Annotated in this window: 14 protein-coding genes; 6 read left to right on the plus strand and 8 right to left on the minus strand. The window is 64.8% G+C overall.

Going from position 1 to position 15,121, the window contains the following annotated elements; genetic code table 11:
- On the minus strand, positions 1 to 243 hold a 243-nt coding region (locus tag AC2VLV_RS00005), incomplete at its 3' end, for an AzlC family ABC transporter permease (protein ID WP_486988038.1).
- Positions 244 to 261: 18 nt separating this feature from the next.
- Positions 262 to 1,122: a helix-turn-helix domain-containing protein gene (locus AC2VLV_RS00010; protein WP_486988039.1), complete on the minus strand. Its 861-nt coding sequence runs from the start codon at positions 1,120 to 1,122 to the stop codon at positions 262 to 264.
- Between the two features lie 146 nt (positions 1,123 to 1,268).
- Between AC2VLV_RS00010 and AC2VLV_RS00015 the strand changes: the two genes are divergently transcribed.
- The gene (locus AC2VLV_RS00015; protein ID WP_486988040.1) at positions 1,269 to 1,688 is read left to right on the plus strand and encodes a DUF3806 domain-containing protein; all 420 of its coding nucleotides are present in this window, start codon (positions 1,269 to 1,271) and stop codon (positions 1,686 to 1,688) included.
- A gap of 9 nt (positions 1,689 to 1,697) precedes the next feature.
- On the opposite strand, the gene AC2VLV_RS00020 is transcribed toward AC2VLV_RS00015, so the two are convergent.
- From AC2VLV_RS00020 to ruvA, 3 genes are all read right to left on the minus strand, one after another.
- Complete coding sequence (locus AC2VLV_RS00020; RefSeq protein WP_486988041.1) at positions 1,698 to 3,170, minus strand: cytochrome-c peroxidase; 1,473 nt, start codon at positions 3,168 to 3,170, stop codon at positions 1,698 to 1,700.
- 108 nt (positions 3,171 to 3,278) lie between these two features.
- Positions 3,279 to 5,018: a phospholipase C gene (locus AC2VLV_RS00025; RefSeq protein ID WP_486988042.1), complete on the minus strand. Its 1,740-nt coding sequence runs from the start codon at positions 5,016 to 5,018 to the stop codon at positions 3,279 to 3,281.
- Between the two features lie 233 nt (positions 5,019 to 5,251).
- The gene (gene ruvA / locus AC2VLV_RS00030; RefSeq protein WP_486988043.1) at positions 5,252 to 5,827 is read right to left on the minus strand and encodes a Holliday junction branch migration protein RuvA; all 576 of its coding nucleotides are present in this window, start codon (positions 5,825 to 5,827) and stop codon (positions 5,252 to 5,254) included.
- A gap of 60 nt (positions 5,828 to 5,887) precedes the next feature.
- On the opposite strand from ruvA, the gene fabA reads away from it, so the two are divergent.
- The 3 genes from fabA to AC2VLV_RS00045 all read left to right on the plus strand — a co-directional run bounded on the left by fabA (position 5,888) and on the right by AC2VLV_RS00045 (position 9,690).
- Positions 5,888 to 6,403 carry a 3-hydroxyacyl-[acyl-carrier-protein] dehydratase FabA gene (gene fabA, locus AC2VLV_RS00035; RefSeq protein ID WP_486988044.1) on the plus strand — a complete coding sequence of 172 codons (516 nt, stop codon included), beginning with the start codon at positions 5,888 to 5,890 and terminating at the stop codon, positions 6,401 to 6,403.
- A 64-nt stretch (positions 6,404 to 6,467) separates the two neighbouring features.
- On the plus strand, positions 6,468 to 8,513 hold the full coding sequence (locus tag AC2VLV_RS00040) for a diguanylate cyclase domain-containing protein (protein ID WP_486988045.1): 2,046 nt from the start codon (positions 6,468 to 6,470) through the stop codon (positions 8,511 to 8,513).
- A 133-nt stretch (positions 8,514 to 8,646) separates the two neighbouring features.
- Positions 8,647 to 9,690, plus strand: coding sequence for an MBL fold metallo-hydrolase (locus AC2VLV_RS00045; RefSeq protein WP_486988046.1), 1,044 nt, complete (start codon positions 8,647 to 8,649; stop codon positions 9,688 to 9,690).
- A gap of 67 nt (positions 9,691 to 9,757) precedes the next feature.
- On the opposite strand, the gene AC2VLV_RS00050 is transcribed toward AC2VLV_RS00045, so the two are convergent.
- Together AC2VLV_RS00050 and ruvC are read right to left on the minus strand one after the other, a co-directional pair.
- The gene (locus tag AC2VLV_RS00050) at positions 9,758 to 10,915 is read right to left on the minus strand and encodes a branched-chain amino acid ABC transporter substrate-binding protein (protein ID WP_486988047.1); all 1,158 of its coding nucleotides are present in this window, start codon (positions 10,913 to 10,915) and stop codon (positions 9,758 to 9,760) included.
- Between the two features lie 185 nt (positions 10,916 to 11,100).
- Positions 11,101 to 11,688 carry a crossover junction endodeoxyribonuclease RuvC gene (gene ruvC / locus AC2VLV_RS00055; protein WP_486988048.1) on the minus strand — a complete coding sequence of 196 codons (588 nt, stop codon included), beginning with the start codon at positions 11,686 to 11,688 and terminating at the stop codon, positions 11,101 to 11,103.
- A 176-nt stretch (positions 11,689 to 11,864) separates the two neighbouring features.
- On the opposite strand from ruvC, the gene AC2VLV_RS00060 reads away from it, so the two are divergent.
- Together AC2VLV_RS00060 and AC2VLV_RS00065 are read left to right on the plus strand one after the other, a co-directional pair.
- On the plus strand, positions 11,865 to 13,493 hold the full coding sequence (locus AC2VLV_RS00060; protein WP_486988049.1) for a hypothetical protein: 1,629 nt from the start codon (positions 11,865 to 11,867) through the stop codon (positions 13,491 to 13,493).
- Positions 13,494 to 13,507: 14 nt separating this feature from the next.
- A complete protein-coding gene (locus AC2VLV_RS00065) occupies positions 13,508 to 13,897 on the plus strand; it encodes a hypothetical protein (protein WP_486988050.1) in 390 nt (129 codons plus the stop codon).
- A 24-nt stretch (positions 13,898 to 13,921) separates the two neighbouring features.
- Here AC2VLV_RS00065 and AC2VLV_RS00070 read toward each other — a convergent pair whose 3' ends face one another.
- A complete protein-coding gene (locus AC2VLV_RS00070) occupies positions 13,922 to 14,995 on the minus strand; it encodes a helix-turn-helix transcriptional regulator (RefSeq protein WP_486988051.1) in 1,074 nt (357 codons plus the stop codon).
- Positions 14,996 to 15,121 lie beyond the last annotated feature (126 nt).

Genomic DNA, 15,121 nt, shown 5'->3' on the forward strand with positions numbered 1-15,121 from the left:
CACCACGACCAGCGCGCTGGCGCCACTGCCCAGCAGGCTCAGGGCGATGAATTGCGCCGACCCGGCAAACACCAGCGCCGACATGGCCAGCGCCCCGGCCATGCCCAGTGGGCTGGCCGAGGCCAGCGCACCGAAAATCAGGCCGAAGGGCGCTGCGCCCAGGAGCAGCGGCAGGGTGTCACGCGCGCCGTGGCGCAGTTCGGTCGCCCGGCCCGCGGCCTGGCGATCCGGGCAAGATGGCATGGCATTCATGCGAGCAGATTACCCGCATGGCAGCGCCTCGTCTTGAACGTTCTTGCGCGGGGCGTAGCCGCTTGGCGTGACCCCGAACGCGCGTTTGAACAGCCGATGCAGATGCGACTGGTCGGCAAAGCCCAGACTCGCCGCCACCTCGGCCGGGGCCATCCCGCCGCGCAGCAGGCGCTTGGCCTGCGCCAGCCGCCACTGGTTGCGCCAGGCATGGGGCGGCAGCCCGACGGTCCGCGAAAACACGCGATTGAGGTGCCAGGGGCTCAGGCCTACTTCGCGCGCGAGGTCGTCGAGGGTCAGCGTCGCGTCGGTGTCGGCACGCAGCAGCTCCTGCGCTCGACGCACGGCTGCATCCTCGCGTCCCGTCACGGACTCGACCACCCCGGCGTGGCGCAACAGCGGCGTCATGGCCTCGCGCCAGGCGCAGCTGCGAAGCAACGGGTCGCTGGAAGCGATCAGCGCGGCGTGCAAGCCCTGCAAAGCACGGAACAACGCCGGGTCATCGAACACCACCCGATCGAACACCGGCAGACGCGCATCGCCGTCGCGCAGCTCGGCCATCAAGGCACCCAGCAATTCGGGCTGCGGGTAGAACACCCGGTAGCTCCAACCCGCGTCGCAGCCCCGCTGGCCGTCATGCACTTCACCCGGTGGCACCACGGCCACGGTACCGGCCGGTGCGTCATGGCTTGCCCTGCCACAGCGAAAGTGCTCCACACCGTGTTCGATGACTGCGATGGCGAAGGTGTCGTGCACATGAGGCGTGTAGACATGCGACCAGAACCGCGCCGTCAGCAGCTCCATCCCCGCGAAATCCGGGGCGATGTGCATGCGGGCCGATTCAGACCGCGGGGCGGTGGCGTGGGAAGACATGCGCAGATTGTCCTGCAGACGCTGAGCACCTAGACGCAAAGTTGCGGCGCACAAAAACCCCACTCCTCACTCGGAAGCACATGATTTGTCATCTCATTGGGCGTAAAAGCTGCTGCATGCCCAAAGCGGGTTGACAGGAGACCGTGATGCGTCTGTTCCATCTTGAACCGTCCGATACGCAGCAGCTCGCGCAATGGCTGCAGCAAGCCGACGCGCTGCTGCTCGCCCAGGGCCGCGGCGATGTGCTCAGCGGCACTTTGCAAGATTTGCCTCTGCTCCAGGAAGTCATCGCCCAAGCTTCCCCGGCCGCGCTCACGCCCGAGGCGCTGCACGCCGTTTCGGCCGCACTCGGTCGCGTGCTGTTGCATGAGCAGGCGGGCAGCGAATGGGCCATCGTGCAAGGCGTGCATCAGCGTGGCTACGCCATCCGCCGCATGGGCACCCTGCACTGGGTGTCGCCCGAGGGCGCCTTGCGCTCGCACCTGCATGGCGGCGCCAGGCTCGACCTGCGGCAATTGTTCGCCAGTCTGTGCGAGCGGTTGAACCCGCCAGCCCTCGCCGCTTGAAGCCGCGTCTTACGAAGTCGGCTTGAGCGGCGAGTAGCCGTCGTTGAGGGTGTGCAGGAAGGCGATGATGTCGCGCATGTCCTGCGCGGTCATCGCGGGCTTCTCGCCCAGCTTGCGGTTGAGCGGCGGATCGGTCACGTCCACATTGGCGCGGTACTGCGGCGGCAGATCGTCGTACTTCTGCACCTGGCCGTCCACGGTGGGATAGATCTTGCCCGGCTGCACGTCGCGGAAATTGTAGAAATCCAGCACCTGCTTGAGCGAGTGATAGACGCCGTTGTGGAAGTACACCGGCCGCTGCGCCACGTTGCGCAGCGTGGGGGTGAGGAACATGCCGCAATACTGCGGCTGGTTTTTCAGGTCGGTGCGGAAGGGGCCGCACAGACCGATATCGAAATAGTGCGGATTCTGGTTCGCCGGAATGTACGGATTGCGCGGCACGCCCAGCGCCTCGTACTGTGTGTCGGTGAATAGCGGCGGCAGATGGTCCTTGGTCGGCTGATCGAGATGGCAGGCAGCGCAATCGGCCTTTTTCACATCGTTGAAAGCCAGATAACCACGCATCTCCTGCGGAGTCAGGCTCGCCTTGCCCTGCAGCCAGGCGTCATATTTGCTGTTGAAAGCGTGAAATTTCGGGTCTTCGATCTGGTAACGGGCGATAGCGAACAGCGCCTCGGAAACCGTCTGCTTCGGGTCTTCAAACACATTGGGGCCGAAGAGCTGCAGAAACACCTTGGCATAAGGCTGGCGCTCGATGATGGCGGCCACCCGCTGCGGCGTGCCCGCGTCCATCTCCACCGGGTTGAACATCGGGCCGTCTGCCTGCTGCTGCAGGGTGTTCACCCGCCCGTCCCAGAACAACCCGCCGGTGGGCACCAGATTTTGCGCGGCCTGCGCCGTGCTCTGCGCGGTCTTCTTCGCCCGCTGGCTGGCCTGCCCCAGGGCTGCGAGCTGCTGCAGGGTGATGGTTTCGTTCTCCTCGTTGTCGGGGCCGATGGAGAACGGCTGCTGCCGGTAGAGATAGGCCAGCGACGGCGGCGGGCGAAAGCCATGTGAAGTCATATTCGGCCCGCCCAGCATCACCGGCCCGCTGCCCGGCGGCGGGTTGTAGCCATTGGACGGGTCGTGACAGGACGCGCAAGACTGCTTGCCGGAGCCCGATAGCGCCGTATCAAAAAATAGCTGACGCCCCAGCAGCGCCACCGCCGACAGGGGCTGCTGCTGCGGCAGCACCAGCTGCACCGGATGCGGATTACCGCCCAGCGCAAAGGTCACGCTGTCCACCGGATGCGTGAGCCACTCGATAGGCGCGATAGCGGGCTGCTCGTGCATACCCCAGGCCAGGCCTGCGACCCCACACCCGAGCAGGATGGCAGCTCCGGCAGCGATGCGGCGCCCCCAGTGGACACGGCGCAAAGCGCCTGGCGCGGCTTGCGTGGGCGAAACACCTAAAGCGTTAGGGGTCGGCGTAGAGGTTGTCATGGCGGTTTTCGGCAGATTTCGCATCTTTTCCGGTGGCGCACCCAGAGGCTGCCACGGGAAAAGACCGCCCCGAGCAGGGCGGTCTGCAGCTAAGGCCTGTTCAGCCGATCAGCTTTGCTTGGTGAACAGCGAGGCGTTGAACTGCGGCGTCAGGCTGCCAGCGGGAGGGGCGCTCAGCACCGTGCCCTGCGCCGGATCGACGAACACCTTGGGCGCGCTGCCCGCCGACTTGCTGAAGTCGAACAGGTTGTTGATCGAGCCTGCCGTGGCATCAAACGATCCGCCGCCCAAACGCTCGCCGCCCAGCCAGTTGTCCTCGATGAACTTCACGATGGACGCCTGGCTGATGGGCGTGTTGCTCACATAGTTGGTCTTGGCCCAGGGCGAGATCACCAGGAAGGGAATGCGCGTGCCCGGACCGCAGCGGCCATTGACCGGCTTGCCGTTCACGCCATTCATCGGCGTGCCCTTGCCGCACACGCCTGCCCCATCGAGCTGGTCAGCTTGGCTATCGGCCGAGGGATTGGTGGTGTTGGCAAACGCATGGTCATACCAGCCATCGGAATCGTCCCAGGTGACGATCACTGCGGTGCTGCTCCATTGCGGCTGCTGCTCCAGGAAGTTGACGACCTGCGACACGAAGGCCTGCTCGTCCAGCGGATCGGAATAGCCGGCATGGCCGTCCTCGAAGGCCGGTGCCTTCAGATAGGCCACCGCGGGCATATTGCCGGCCTTCACGGCGGCGAAGAAGTCCTGCAGGCCGTATTCGTGGTTGGCCGGATCGGCGGTCTTGTTGTCGGTTTCCAGAGTGTGGCCGATGGCCAGGGTCGAGCTCGGGCGGGCGTGCGTGGGGTTGGCCGTGCTCTTGTAGTACTGGAACCAGTTGTGGTGCTGGATGTAGTCGCCCACAGTGGAGTTGACCACCGGCGAGAAGGTGCTGCGCTTGCAGCCGGTGGTGCCGTTGGGATTGGTCACGCTGAGGTTGAACCCGCCCATGAAACCGCCCCAGGAAATGTTCTTGCCGTTGAGCAGATCGCCGATGTTCTTGCCCGACATGGACACTTGATCGGTGGTGCTGGAGCAGATGTCGCCCGCAGGATCGACGTCGTTGATCATGGTGTAGCCGCCCTGACCATCGTTGATGTAGTACGAGTAGGTCGCCATGGTGAACGGCTTCTTGCTGGTGGCGCCGATGATCATGCCGTTGGTCTGGCCGCTCACCGCTTCGAGCGCGCCGGGCGTGGACGGGCCGTAGGTGTCGGTATAGGCGTCGTCACTCAGGGCGAAGTTCTGCGCGTAGTTCCACAGCGCGGTGACGGTGTTGCCGTCGTAATAGCCCATGACCTGGCCCTTGGTACCGAAGGCGCCCACGCCACCCGTCGTCGCCTTGCCGGTGTATTTGGGGAACAGGTCGGCCTTGCCGCCGTCGTAAGCCTGCTGCTCGGCGGTATAGGCGTGGTTCTGGTCGGCCGTGGCGGCCTGGGTGCGGTCGAGGCGGTAGGGCTCGGCGGCATCGGTGCCGTTGGCGGTGTTGGTGAAGTTGGGGTTGCCGGTCATCAGTTTGGCGGTGACCAGATTGTTGATCGCTGGCGTGCCCGCCTTGGCGGTGAACGCGGGCTCACCCGGGGGATTGGTCGCGTTCGGGTAGGTGGCGTAGTAGTGGTCGAACGACACGTTTTCCTGATACAGCACGACCACGTGCTTGATCGGCGTGGCCGTGGCGAGCGCGCGGGCCGCGGTGTAGCTGGTGCCGGGCACGGTGGCCACAGCATCGGAGCCGCCGCCGCAGGCGGCCAGCGTGATGGCGGCCACGGCAACCGCCGAGGCCAGAAGGGTTTGGCGCAACATGGTGAAACTCCCTGAAGAATGTGAACGATGGATCGCGTGGGGGCTGATTGCAGCCCGTGCTTCACGCAACGACCGTGATTCTTGAGAGCGCAAATGTCGGTTCCGTGACCAAGTTCCTCAGGGCAACATCTGGTTTCAAACCATACGGATGGATAACGTTTTGTCGCAACCGGACAACCGATTTGCGCCCGATTTGCGCCTGAGCCGCGCCCAAGTCGAAGCGTGAGGCTAGTTCAGCGGGCGAGGCTTTTCAGCGCCTGGCGGATGCCGTCATCCACACTGCAGCCTTCCGGCAGCGCCTTGGCGGCGGCCGCTGCTTCGCGCTCGGAATAGCCCAGCGCGATGAGGGCCTGCAGCACATCGGAAGCGCTGCCCGCAGCCGCGGTTGATGCGCCGCCGCCCAGATCGGCGCCGAGCTTGCCCTTGAGTTCGAGCAGCAGGCGTTCGGCGGTCTTTTTGCCGATGCCCGGCACGCGGGTGAAGCGAACGGTGTCCTGCTGAGTGACGGCTTGGGCAATCTCGCTCACGCTCAGACCGGAGAGCACGGCCAGCGCAATGCGCGGACCAATGCCGCTGATCTTGAGCAACTCGCGAAACGTACCGCGCTCGGCCGCGGTGGCGAAGCCGTAGAGCAGATGCGCGTCTTCGCGGATGACGGTGTGGATGAGCAGGGTGACGGTCTGCCCCACGACGGGAAGGTCGTACAGCGTGCTCATCGGCACGTCCACCTCGTAGCCCACGCCGCCCACGTCGAGCAGAAGCTGCGGAGGGGATTTGTCGAGCAGGGTGCCGTGCAGTCGTCCGATCATGGGCGAAACTGTAGCAGCCGCAACCGCTAACATTCGCGGATTGTTCTGCGACGACCTTCCATGACCCGACCTTCCTCCTACAGCAAAGAAGACCTCATCACCTGTGGCGAGGGCCGCCTGTTCGGCCCCGGCAACGCCCAGCTCCCGCTGCGCGAAATGCTGATGATGGACCGCATCACCCGCATCGCCGACGAGGGTGGCACCTATGGCAAGGGGGTAATCGAGGCCGAACTCGACATCCACCCCGACCTGTGGTTCTTCGGCGTGCACTTTCAGGGCGATCCGGTGATGCCCGGCTGCCTGGGGCTGGACGCCATGTGGCAGCTCGTCGGCTTTTACCTCGGCTGGATGGGCGGGCTGGGCCGCGGCCGCGCGCTGGGTGTGGGCGAGGTGAAGTTCACCGGCCAGGTGCTGCCCACGGCCAAATTGGTGCAGTACCGCATCGACCTCAAGCGCGTGATCAACAGCCGCCTGGTCATGGGCATCGGCGACGGCGCCATGCTCGTCGATGGCCGTGAGATCTACACCGCCAAGGATCTGCGCGTCGGGCTGTTCACCTCTACCGAAGGGTTCTGAGCCGAACGGCCGGTTCCGTTTCGCAAGCAGCCCGATATTGCTGACTTGATACCGGAACGAAATCATGCAGGCACACGCCCCCGAGACGAGCGCCGAGCGCGATACTGAGCCGGCCGATTTCATCGGCAGTCTGCGGGACGTGGTGTTCCGCACCCGTGGCAAGACCTTCTGGTCTTACCTGAGCCCGGCCTGGACCACACTGACGGGCTTTACTGTCGAGGAATCGCTGGGCCGCAACATCCTCGACTTCGTCTACCCCGACGACCGCCCTGCCAACAGCCTGCGCAAGCAGCAGCTCGAATCCGGCGAAATATCCGCGTCGCGTCACACCAAACGGCTGCTGCGCTGCGACGGATCGTTCGTCTGGATCGAGGTCGATCTGCGCGTGCTGTACGACGGCGACGGCGCCTTTCTGGGCAGCGTGGGCACGATCCGCGACATCTCTGACCGCGTTGCACTGGAAAACGCCATTCGGCATGAGCGCGAGCGGGCCGCGGTCACCCTGATGGCTTTGTCGGACGGCGTGCTGACGCTGGACCCGCAGCGCCGTATCGAATTTCTGAATCACGCAGCGGCCGATCTGCTGGGCTTGAAGCTGATCGACTACGCACTCGATCGGCCGATTGAAACCGTCCTCGCTCTGGAATCGGGCGACATCCGCTCCGTGGTCGACGAAGCCCGCGCCAAGCAGCAATTGCACACCCTGAACGGTCGGTGTCGGTTGCATGCAACCGAGGCCGACTGGTCAGATGTCGATCTCACGGTGATTCCACTCAGTGAGGCAGAGGAGGGCTGCATCATCGTGCTACGCGACGTGCGCGAGCAGCGCGCCTTGCAGGCCAGACTCCACCACCAGGCCCGGCACGACGCCCTCACCCAGGCTCTCAACCGCGTCGGCATGCTCGACGAATTGGGCCGCACCCACGCCAGCTTTCTGCGTACTGGGGCAACGTTCAGCAACATTCTGCTCGATCTCGACCACTTCAAGCGGGTCAACGATCAACACGGCCATGCTGCAGGTGACGAAGCACTGCGGCTAGTCGCACGCGCCATTCAGGGCGCACTCAGGGCAGACGATCATCTCGCCCGCTGGGGCGGCGAGGAGTTCCTGTGCCTGCTACCGCACACCTCGCTCGAACAGGCCATCGCGATAGCCGAGCGCATTCGCGCCGAGGTGCAGGCACTCGAACTGAAGCAGGGACGTCAGCCCATTCCGCTGACGATCAGCGCGGGGGTGAGCGCCGCATCGCCCGACCGTGGCGACACGCTCGAACAGATGTTGCAGCGAGCCGATTTTTCGCTCTACGAGGCCAAGCAGGCCGGGCGCAACTGCGTGTGGCATGAACGCATGACAGGGGAAGGCGTACTCGATTTGGCGAGCCAGGCGCAGGAGGCGCTGCGTGCGGGTCGACTCGATCTGATCTACCAGCCCATCATCTCGCTGGCAACGGGTGCGCAAGTTGGCCAGGAGGGATTTGCGCGCATGCGCCTGCCCGACGGAACCCCACTGAAAGCCGCCCGCTTCATGCCGGCGTTGCAGCAGATGCACCGAGCCTACTGGGTGGACGAAAAGGTGATTCCGCTCGTACTGGAAGACTGTCTGCAAGGGCGGTTGCAGGGCGACTGCTTCATCAATCTCTCGGCCGACCTGTTGCGCCGACCGACCCTGATGCATGCCCTGCTCGACGACTTTCTCCAGCGCACCGCACACAGCCCGCAAGACCAGCTGCTGGGGCATATCGTGCTCGAACTCGACTTTCGTGCGCAGCAACTCGACCTCGATGCGGCATGCACCGCGCTGCAGCCCTGGCTGGACGCCGGAGCGCGGCTCGCACTCAAACAATCGGGCCCTGACCTGCCCACCCTGGCGCACTGGACCGAGCTACCCATCCGCTTCCTCAAAATCCACGCGGCGCACCTGAAGCGCGCGGCCACCGCGCCCAAGGCGCATCTCATTCTGTCGTCCATCGTGCGACTGGCCAAACAGCTCGACTGCCTCACTGTGGCCGACCAGGTCGATCAGATCGATCAGCCAGCCCTGGTCGATGTCGCCCGGGAGCTGGGCCTCGATTGGCTGCAGGGCGATCACGCCGATCAACCCCCGCCCTGAGCCGTCGCGGTGCGGGCGTCGTACGACTCCTGAAATAGTCTGCTTTCCTGCAGTAATCCGGGAATTCCCCGGCATTGCGCCAATGCGGTTCAGGAGGACAATAGGGATTTGTATCCAAATGTATAGGCCCGCCATGACTTTCTTCCGCCCGCATTCCCCCGCCTTCAGCGCCCAGCGCCGCCGCCTGATGGGCTGGGGTTTCAGCGCGGCCGGGCTGGCCGCCGCTGGCGCCGCCGCGCCGCACCTTGCCGCCTTCGCCGCCGACGCGGTGGACTTCATTCGCGGCCCCAAGGTGCCCGATGTGCCGTTCACCCAGATTTCCGATCATGTCTATGTGATCTACGCCGCCGATGGCTTTCCCACCGAGAGCAATCAGGGCATGATGAGCAATATCACGGCGGTGAAAACCGCCAAAGGCTTGATCATCCTCGACTCTGGCGCCTCGGTGCAGATCGGCGAGATGGTCATCCGGCAGTTGCCCAAGGTGAGCGACAAGCCGGTGATTGCGGTGTTCAATTCGCACTATCACGGCGATCACTGGCTAGGCAACGATGCTTTTGTGAGCGCCTACGGGCAGGATCTGCCGATCTACGCCATGCCGCAGACTCGCGAGCAGATCGCGGGCGCCACCGGCACCGAATGGCAGCAGGCCATGCTCAAGTGGACCAACCAGTCCAGCGCGGGCACGCGCATCGTCGCCCCCAACCGCGACGTGAAGCACGGCGACGTGTTCGACTTCGGCGACGTCACCCTGCGCGCGCATCACTACGGCACAGCCCACACCCCCTCGGATGTCTGCATAGAAGTGGTACAGGACAAAATGACCCATGTGGGCGACGTGTTGATGAACCGCCGCATCGCCAATATGGACGACGGCTCCTACCCCGGCTCGCTCCACTACATGGACAAGCTGGCGCAGAACATCCCCGGCAGCAACTGGCTGCCCGGCCACGGCCATGCGGGACAGGCCGTGATGGTCTGGCAACGCGAGCTGTTTGCCGCCATCTGGGAACATGCGCAGAAAGCGGCGCACGACTTGGCCGGCCCCGAAGCCGCCATCGCCGCGGCCAAGGCCGATCCACGCGTGGCGTCCAAGGCCAAAGACACGGCCGGTTGGGACAACAACATCGGCAAGTACATCAGCCTGGCCTATCTGGAGGCTGAGCAGAAGGCCTGAACCCGAACTCAAAGCCCGAGCCGCCGACAGCCCCTGTGCTGCGTGATGTCGCAGACACCGTGCATCGTTATCTCACCTGCTCCACCGCCAGCGGCACTTTCACACCGTGCTCAAACTCCGACAGGGTGATGCTGGGGTCGGCCAGTTCCCCCGTTGCGGTGAAATGAATATCGCTATCGGTCACGCCGTCGTAGTCGATGTGGCGGATATACGGCAGATAGACCTTCGGGTCGCTCGACCCCGCCTTCATCATCGCGTGCGCCAGCACCATGGCCGCGTCATAGGCGTTGGGTGAATAGAGCTGGAAGGCGGCGGCACCGAACTCGGCGTCGTAACGCGCCTTCCAGGCCTTGCCCTTGGGCAGCTCAGAGAGCGGCGCGCCGCCCTGGGCGCAAATCGTGCCGTTGACCGCATCGCCAGCCACCTTGGCCATGATGGGCGCGCAGATGCCGTCGCCCCCCAGCAGGCGTGCCGTCATGCCGATCTGGCGCATCTGCCGCACCAGCGGGCCAGCCTGGCTGTACATGCCGCCGTAGAAGATCACCTGCGGATGGTCGGCCTTGATGCGGGTGAGGATGGCGGAAAAATCAGTGGATTTGTCATCGGTGTACTCGCGGTCCACCACGTCCATGCCGAGCTTCTTCGCCTTGGCCGAGAACACATCGGCCAGTCCTTGGCCGTAGGCGGTACGGTCGTCCACCACCGCCACGCGCTGCACATGCAAGGTGTCGTGGGCATACTCGGCCAGCCCGGCGCCCAGGGCGTTGTCGTTGGCGATCAGGCGAAAGAAGGTCTTGTAGCCCTGCTCGGCGATCTTCGGTGAGGTGGAAGATGGCGTGATCTGCGGAATGCCCGCCCGGGCGTAAATGCGCGCGGCCGGAAAGGTGCAGCCCGAGGTCTGATGGCCGACGACACCGCTCACGCCCTCATCCACCAGCTTCTGCGCCACCAGTGTGGCTTGAGTGGGCAGGCCCTGGTCATCTTCGACGTCCATCGCCCAGCGCACCGGCTTGCCGCCAATCCGGGCGTGCTCGGCATTGAGTTGGTTCAGCGCCATTTGCACCCCGTTGACCGCATCCTGCCCGCTGGCGGCCAGGGGGCCAGACAGCGGCACGGCCACGCCAAGCACCACGCGCCGATCGGCCGCATGGGCCGCATGGGCCGACAGCCCCAGACCGGCAAACAGCGCCAAAGACATTCCAGTCAATCGCAACGATGAAGGCATCAGGTTCTCCTTGTGAAAGATCCGGCTTGAAAACGAACCCGAATCATCAAGCAAGAACCGCGCGCGGCATGTAAGCAGATGCATCCGCACCTGCTGAGAAACACGCCGGGCCGCCCCAAGTGTTTCTCACCCCCTCGGGGGGCCTGACGCGCAGAGGCAGGTCTGGGGGCACTCAGCTGCCGCCGTCAACCGATCAGCCGCCCCCCGCGCACCCGCATACCGCGCAGTTGCGCCGCGCTGAGCTTGCCACTGGCCATGTCGACCCTGCCCACATTCGCAGGAGAAGACGCCTGATGCAGCGCCGCCAGGCCGCGCTGGGCATGCGCGTGGCAGATCGCCAGCCCGAGTGCATCGGCCGCGTCCGGTCCGGGCTGGCCCGGCAAGGCCAGCAGCCGCGTCACCATCTCCTGCATCTGCGACTTGCTGGCGCGGCCGTAGCCGACGATGGATTTTTTAAGTTGCAACGCGGTGTACTCGACCACCGGCAGCCCTTGCGCCACCAGCGCGGCTATGGCCGCGCCGCGCGCCTGCCCCAGCAACAGGGTGGACTGCGGGTTGACGTTGACGAACACGATCTCCACCACCGCGACCTCGGCGCCCGCCTGCCGCGCCACCTCGCTCACGCCGTCGAACAGCGTCTTCAGACGCTCGGGCAGCGTGCCCTTCGGGATACGGATAGCGCCGCTGGCCTGATAGCCCAGACGTTGCCCATGGGCATCGATCACGCCGTAGCCGGTGGTGTTGAGTCCGGGGTCGATGCCGAGGATGCGCATGGTGAGGTGAGAGACAGGAAGGCCCAAGCTTAGAACATGCCGCACAGGCGGCCGGATCTCCTGTCCGAAACAAGCCTCCCCAGCAAACGCGGGGAGGGCTTGGTACGAACGCACCATAGGCAGCCGCCTGCCGCATTCCTACGCTCGACACTCATGACAACCTTTGGAGGAATGCCATGAATCCCTGCAACGCCCCGCGTACCAAGCTGTCGCCGTTAAGTCTTGCCATGCTGGGCAGCGTGTGCGGCGGGCTAACGCTATCGCTCGCCGCCTGCGGCGGGGGCAGCTCGTCGTCACCAAGCGCCTCGGCCAATACCGTCAGCGGTGTGGTTCTCGACGGCCCCATCCAAGGCGCCACCGTCTGTCTAGATCTCAACGCCAACCAACAATGCGACGGCGGCGAACCGGCTTCTGCACCTACCGACGCGCAGGGCAACTACAGCATCTCCGGCCTCACTGCCGACCAACTCAATGCCGGCAAGGAGTGGATCGCCAGCGTGCCCGCCGGAGCCACCGACGGCAGCACAACGTTCACTGCACCGTTCGTGCTGCGTACCGCGACCGACAAGCCTGCCATCATCAGCCCCTTCACCCATATGGTGCAGGCCGGTTTGGATCAAGGCGCGGCGAATGCAGGGGCAGCTACATCTGCCGTTGCCGCGCAACTCGGAGTGGATGCAGCCGCACTGCATGGCAACTATGTGGCGGGGAGTCCCGGCGTGGACAATGCGCTGCTTGCCGCGCATGCGCCCGGCGTGATCTCACTGCTGCTCGCCGGTACCCAGCCCACTATTGCACTGCCCTCTGCCACGGCGGCAGACCCTTACACCGTTCGGCACTTTGACTACACCGATGCCGCCAACTATGTGGTGCGGGTCTTCTACCCCGGCACGGCCAACGGTCAGAGCGTGTTCTACGACGTGCGCGCTGGGTTGTCTGCTGGCAATCCGCTGAGCCAGGACAGCCTGTACGGCACGCGGCGCTACCTCGACCGCAGTGGCTGGGTGAGTCTTGGCCCGGGCCTGCCCAACCCCAACTCGCAGGGCAATCCCTCCACCAGCTTCTCAGCGGGCGCCACCTATGCCAATCTGCGCCAGGTCACTCCACTGCAGGGCAAGACCGTGGCCGAGACCATTGCGCTGGCGAACGATGCCACGCTGAACACCGCGCCGACCCTACCTGGCGTGCCGGTGAGTCTCTCGGGCGTTCTGCCTGATGGAGCGCAGGCGAGCACCTTGCGATCTACCACGGTGCGAACGGCGGTGTACTACTTCACCGGGCCGGGCAATACGGTAAGCGATGGCTATGCCAACCCCGCGCTGAACACGCTGGACGGCGTGCTGGCGGCCTTCCCGGTTTCGGCCACGCTGACCAGCGGCAACACCCTGAGCATGGGCAATCTGCAAGCCAATGCCAGCTATAGCTGCCCCGCAGGGCAAGCCAGTTGCGTGATTCCGCAGCAACGGTTGCGGGCGCAGATTGATGTCGGCAACACCGTGCGCTGGATACTCTGCGACCTGAGTTGGCCCTCGGGCGGCACGGCAGGGGGCTGCCAGGTCATCGGCAGCGGCAGCTATGCCCGAACCACAGGCATAGACGGTCAGACTCCGCTGCTGACCTTCAGCGGCCTGCCCGCTCAGGCAGATGCCCAGTCCTCAGTACGGGTGTACGCAGAAACCGGCGGGCAAGTGTGGTTCGCATTTCAGGACAAGCCGTCGACCACAGTGACCACGCGCTTGAACGACGTCGCATTTGCACCGATTGCCGCGCAACTCGGCATCACCGTTCCGGGGCGGCCAAATTGAAGGCGGCCAAGAGCATGCTCCAGGCCATCTACCGGCAGATGACATGCAGTAGCGGGAGAGTGGCGGCGGCCCTTTCCCTGCTGGCGCTTGTTGTCCCGGCAGACGCAGCCGAAATACTCACCCCACAGCAGATTGCCGCACAGTGGGTGGGAAAAACTCTTGTCGGCAAGACGGCTGCCAGCGTCGCGCTGACCTTGCGTCTGCACCCCGATGGCACAGCGCAGCTGATGGTAGGCGACAAGCAGGACAGCGGCCGCTGGCGTCTGTCGGACACAGGTTATTGCGCCGCCTGGACGCACATCCGCCGCGGCGAGGAGGCCTGCTTCACAGTGCAAAAGGATGGAGATGCCTACCGCGCCTACTTTCCCGATGGCCGACTCAGCGCCGAGGTCCGGGTGGAGTAGACGCACGCCCAAGAGCTGAGCAGATCAGGCCAGTAGCCCGGCCAGCCGCACGACATCGGCCTGACGGCTGCAGCCCATCTTGGTGAAAACGCTCGCCATCTGATTGCGCAGGGTGTTGCGCGACACACCGAACAGCAGGGCGCAGTCCTCCAGGTCGTGGCCCGCAGTGAGTTCGCGCACCAGCCTCGCTTCGGCCGCCGTGAGCGCATAGACCGCGCGCAGTGCGTCTGTATCGGGCAGGTGATCGGCATTGCGCTGCCGCACTCGCAAAAGCAGCAGCGTCTCGCCAAAGGTCACCAGATGCTGTGGGGAGCGCTGCAGTCGAAACTGAAGCACACGCCCCCTTCCAGCGGCGCAGTGCAGGGTTTGCGGCGGCTTGCCTTGATGCACCGCCTGCGCGGCTGCCTGAAGGCGCTGCGCCATGAGCGCGTGGCAGGTTTTCAGACGGCCGTCCTGCACCAGCAGTGCGCCGTCCAGCAGGTGCAGAACCATGGCGGAGGCATGGCGTACTTGCAGCGCCGCATCGATCAGCAACCAGCCCTCACTGTCGGAGGACAGCACGGTGTCGAGCTTGCTGCACTCGGCCTCGGTCTGTCGCAGGCGCTGCTCGAACGCATCGGTCAGAACTTGGCGCAGGGAATCGAGCGTCTGCCTGTACGCACTGGCTTCTGACGGCCGGTCGCGATGCAGACTGATGGAGGCGATGTAGCGCGCGTCGTTGCGCAGACAAAGCGCCACGGTCTGCTCGATGCGCAGTGGTCGCATCAATTCAGCGTAGTAAGCGCTGTTGCGCCACGCCTGCGCGGGCAGATCGGCGGCGCTGTCTACCCAATCCCCGGCCTGACGCTGCAGGCCAATGGGCAGCAGCGGATCAAACGCCTGGAAATGGTCGATGTAAGTTTGCTGCAGTGCAGGCTGCCGCACACCCACCGCAACATGGTTCAGCAGCCTGCCACTGGCCTTGTCCCAAATTTGAAAGGTGGCGAAGTCTGCGCCTGCCGCCTTGCACCAGGCCGTCAGCAGAGGCTCCCAGCCCGTCGCATGACTGCCCACCGCATATGCAGCCTCGCGCACCTGCTCTTGCACCCATGCATCCATGCCAAGCCCCTCAGCATTGCATCCCAGGAGGGATGACAGGTCATGGGGCGTGCATCCGCGCACCGTCAGTTGCAGTGCGTCAAATCAGAGAATACGAATGTTAGGCAGGACGCTGCGTTGGATCAC

The sequence above is a fragment of the Thiomonas sp. TH-17 genome (assembly GCF_057473305.1).

Excerpts from the sequence above, each read along its gene's own strand:
- AC2VLV_RS00010 (WP_486988039.1), bottom strand. The coding sequence starts at position 1,122 with ATGTCTTCCCACGCCACCGCCCCGCGGTCTGAATCGGCCCGCATGCAC.
- AC2VLV_RS00015 (WP_486988040.1), top strand. The coding sequence starts at position 1,269 with ATGCGTCTGTTCCATCTTGAACCGTCCGATACGCAGCAGCTCGCGCAA.
- AC2VLV_RS00020 (WP_486988041.1), bottom strand. The coding sequence starts at position 3,170 with ATGACAACCTCTACGCCGACCCCTAACGCTTTAGGTGTTTCGCCCACG.
- AC2VLV_RS00025 (WP_486988042.1), bottom strand. The coding sequence starts at position 5,018 with ATGTTGCGCCAAACCCTTCTGGCCTCGGCGGTTGCCGTGGCCGCCATC.
- ruvA (WP_486988043.1), bottom strand. The coding sequence starts at position 5,827 with ATGATCGGACGACTGCACGGCACCCTGCTCGACAAATCCCCTCCGCAG.
- fabA (WP_486988044.1), top strand. The coding sequence starts at position 5,888 with ATGACCCGACCTTCCTCCTACAGCAAAGAAGACCTCATCACCTGTGGC.
- AC2VLV_RS00040 (WP_486988045.1), top strand. The coding sequence starts at position 6,468 with ATGCAGGCACACGCCCCCGAGACGAGCGCCGAGCGCGATACTGAGCCG.
- AC2VLV_RS00045 (WP_486988046.1), top strand. The coding sequence starts at position 8,647 with ATGACTTTCTTCCGCCCGCATTCCCCCGCCTTCAGCGCCCAGCGCCGC.
- AC2VLV_RS00050 (WP_486988047.1), bottom strand. The coding sequence starts at position 10,915 with ATGCCTTCATCGTTGCGATTGACTGGAATGTCTTTGGCGCTGTTTGCC.
- ruvC (WP_486988048.1), bottom strand. The coding sequence starts at position 11,688 with ATGCGCATCCTCGGCATCGACCCCGGACTCAACACCACCGGCTACGGC.
- AC2VLV_RS00060 (WP_486988049.1), top strand. The coding sequence starts at position 11,865 with ATGAATCCCTGCAACGCCCCGCGTACCAAGCTGTCGCCGTTAAGTCTT.
- AC2VLV_RS00065 (WP_486988050.1), top strand. The coding sequence starts at position 13,508 with ATGCTCCAGGCCATCTACCGGCAGATGACATGCAGTAGCGGGAGAGTG.
- AC2VLV_RS00070 (WP_486988051.1), bottom strand. The coding sequence starts at position 14,995 with ATGGATGCATGGGTGCAAGAGCAGGTGCGCGAGGCTGCATATGCGGTG.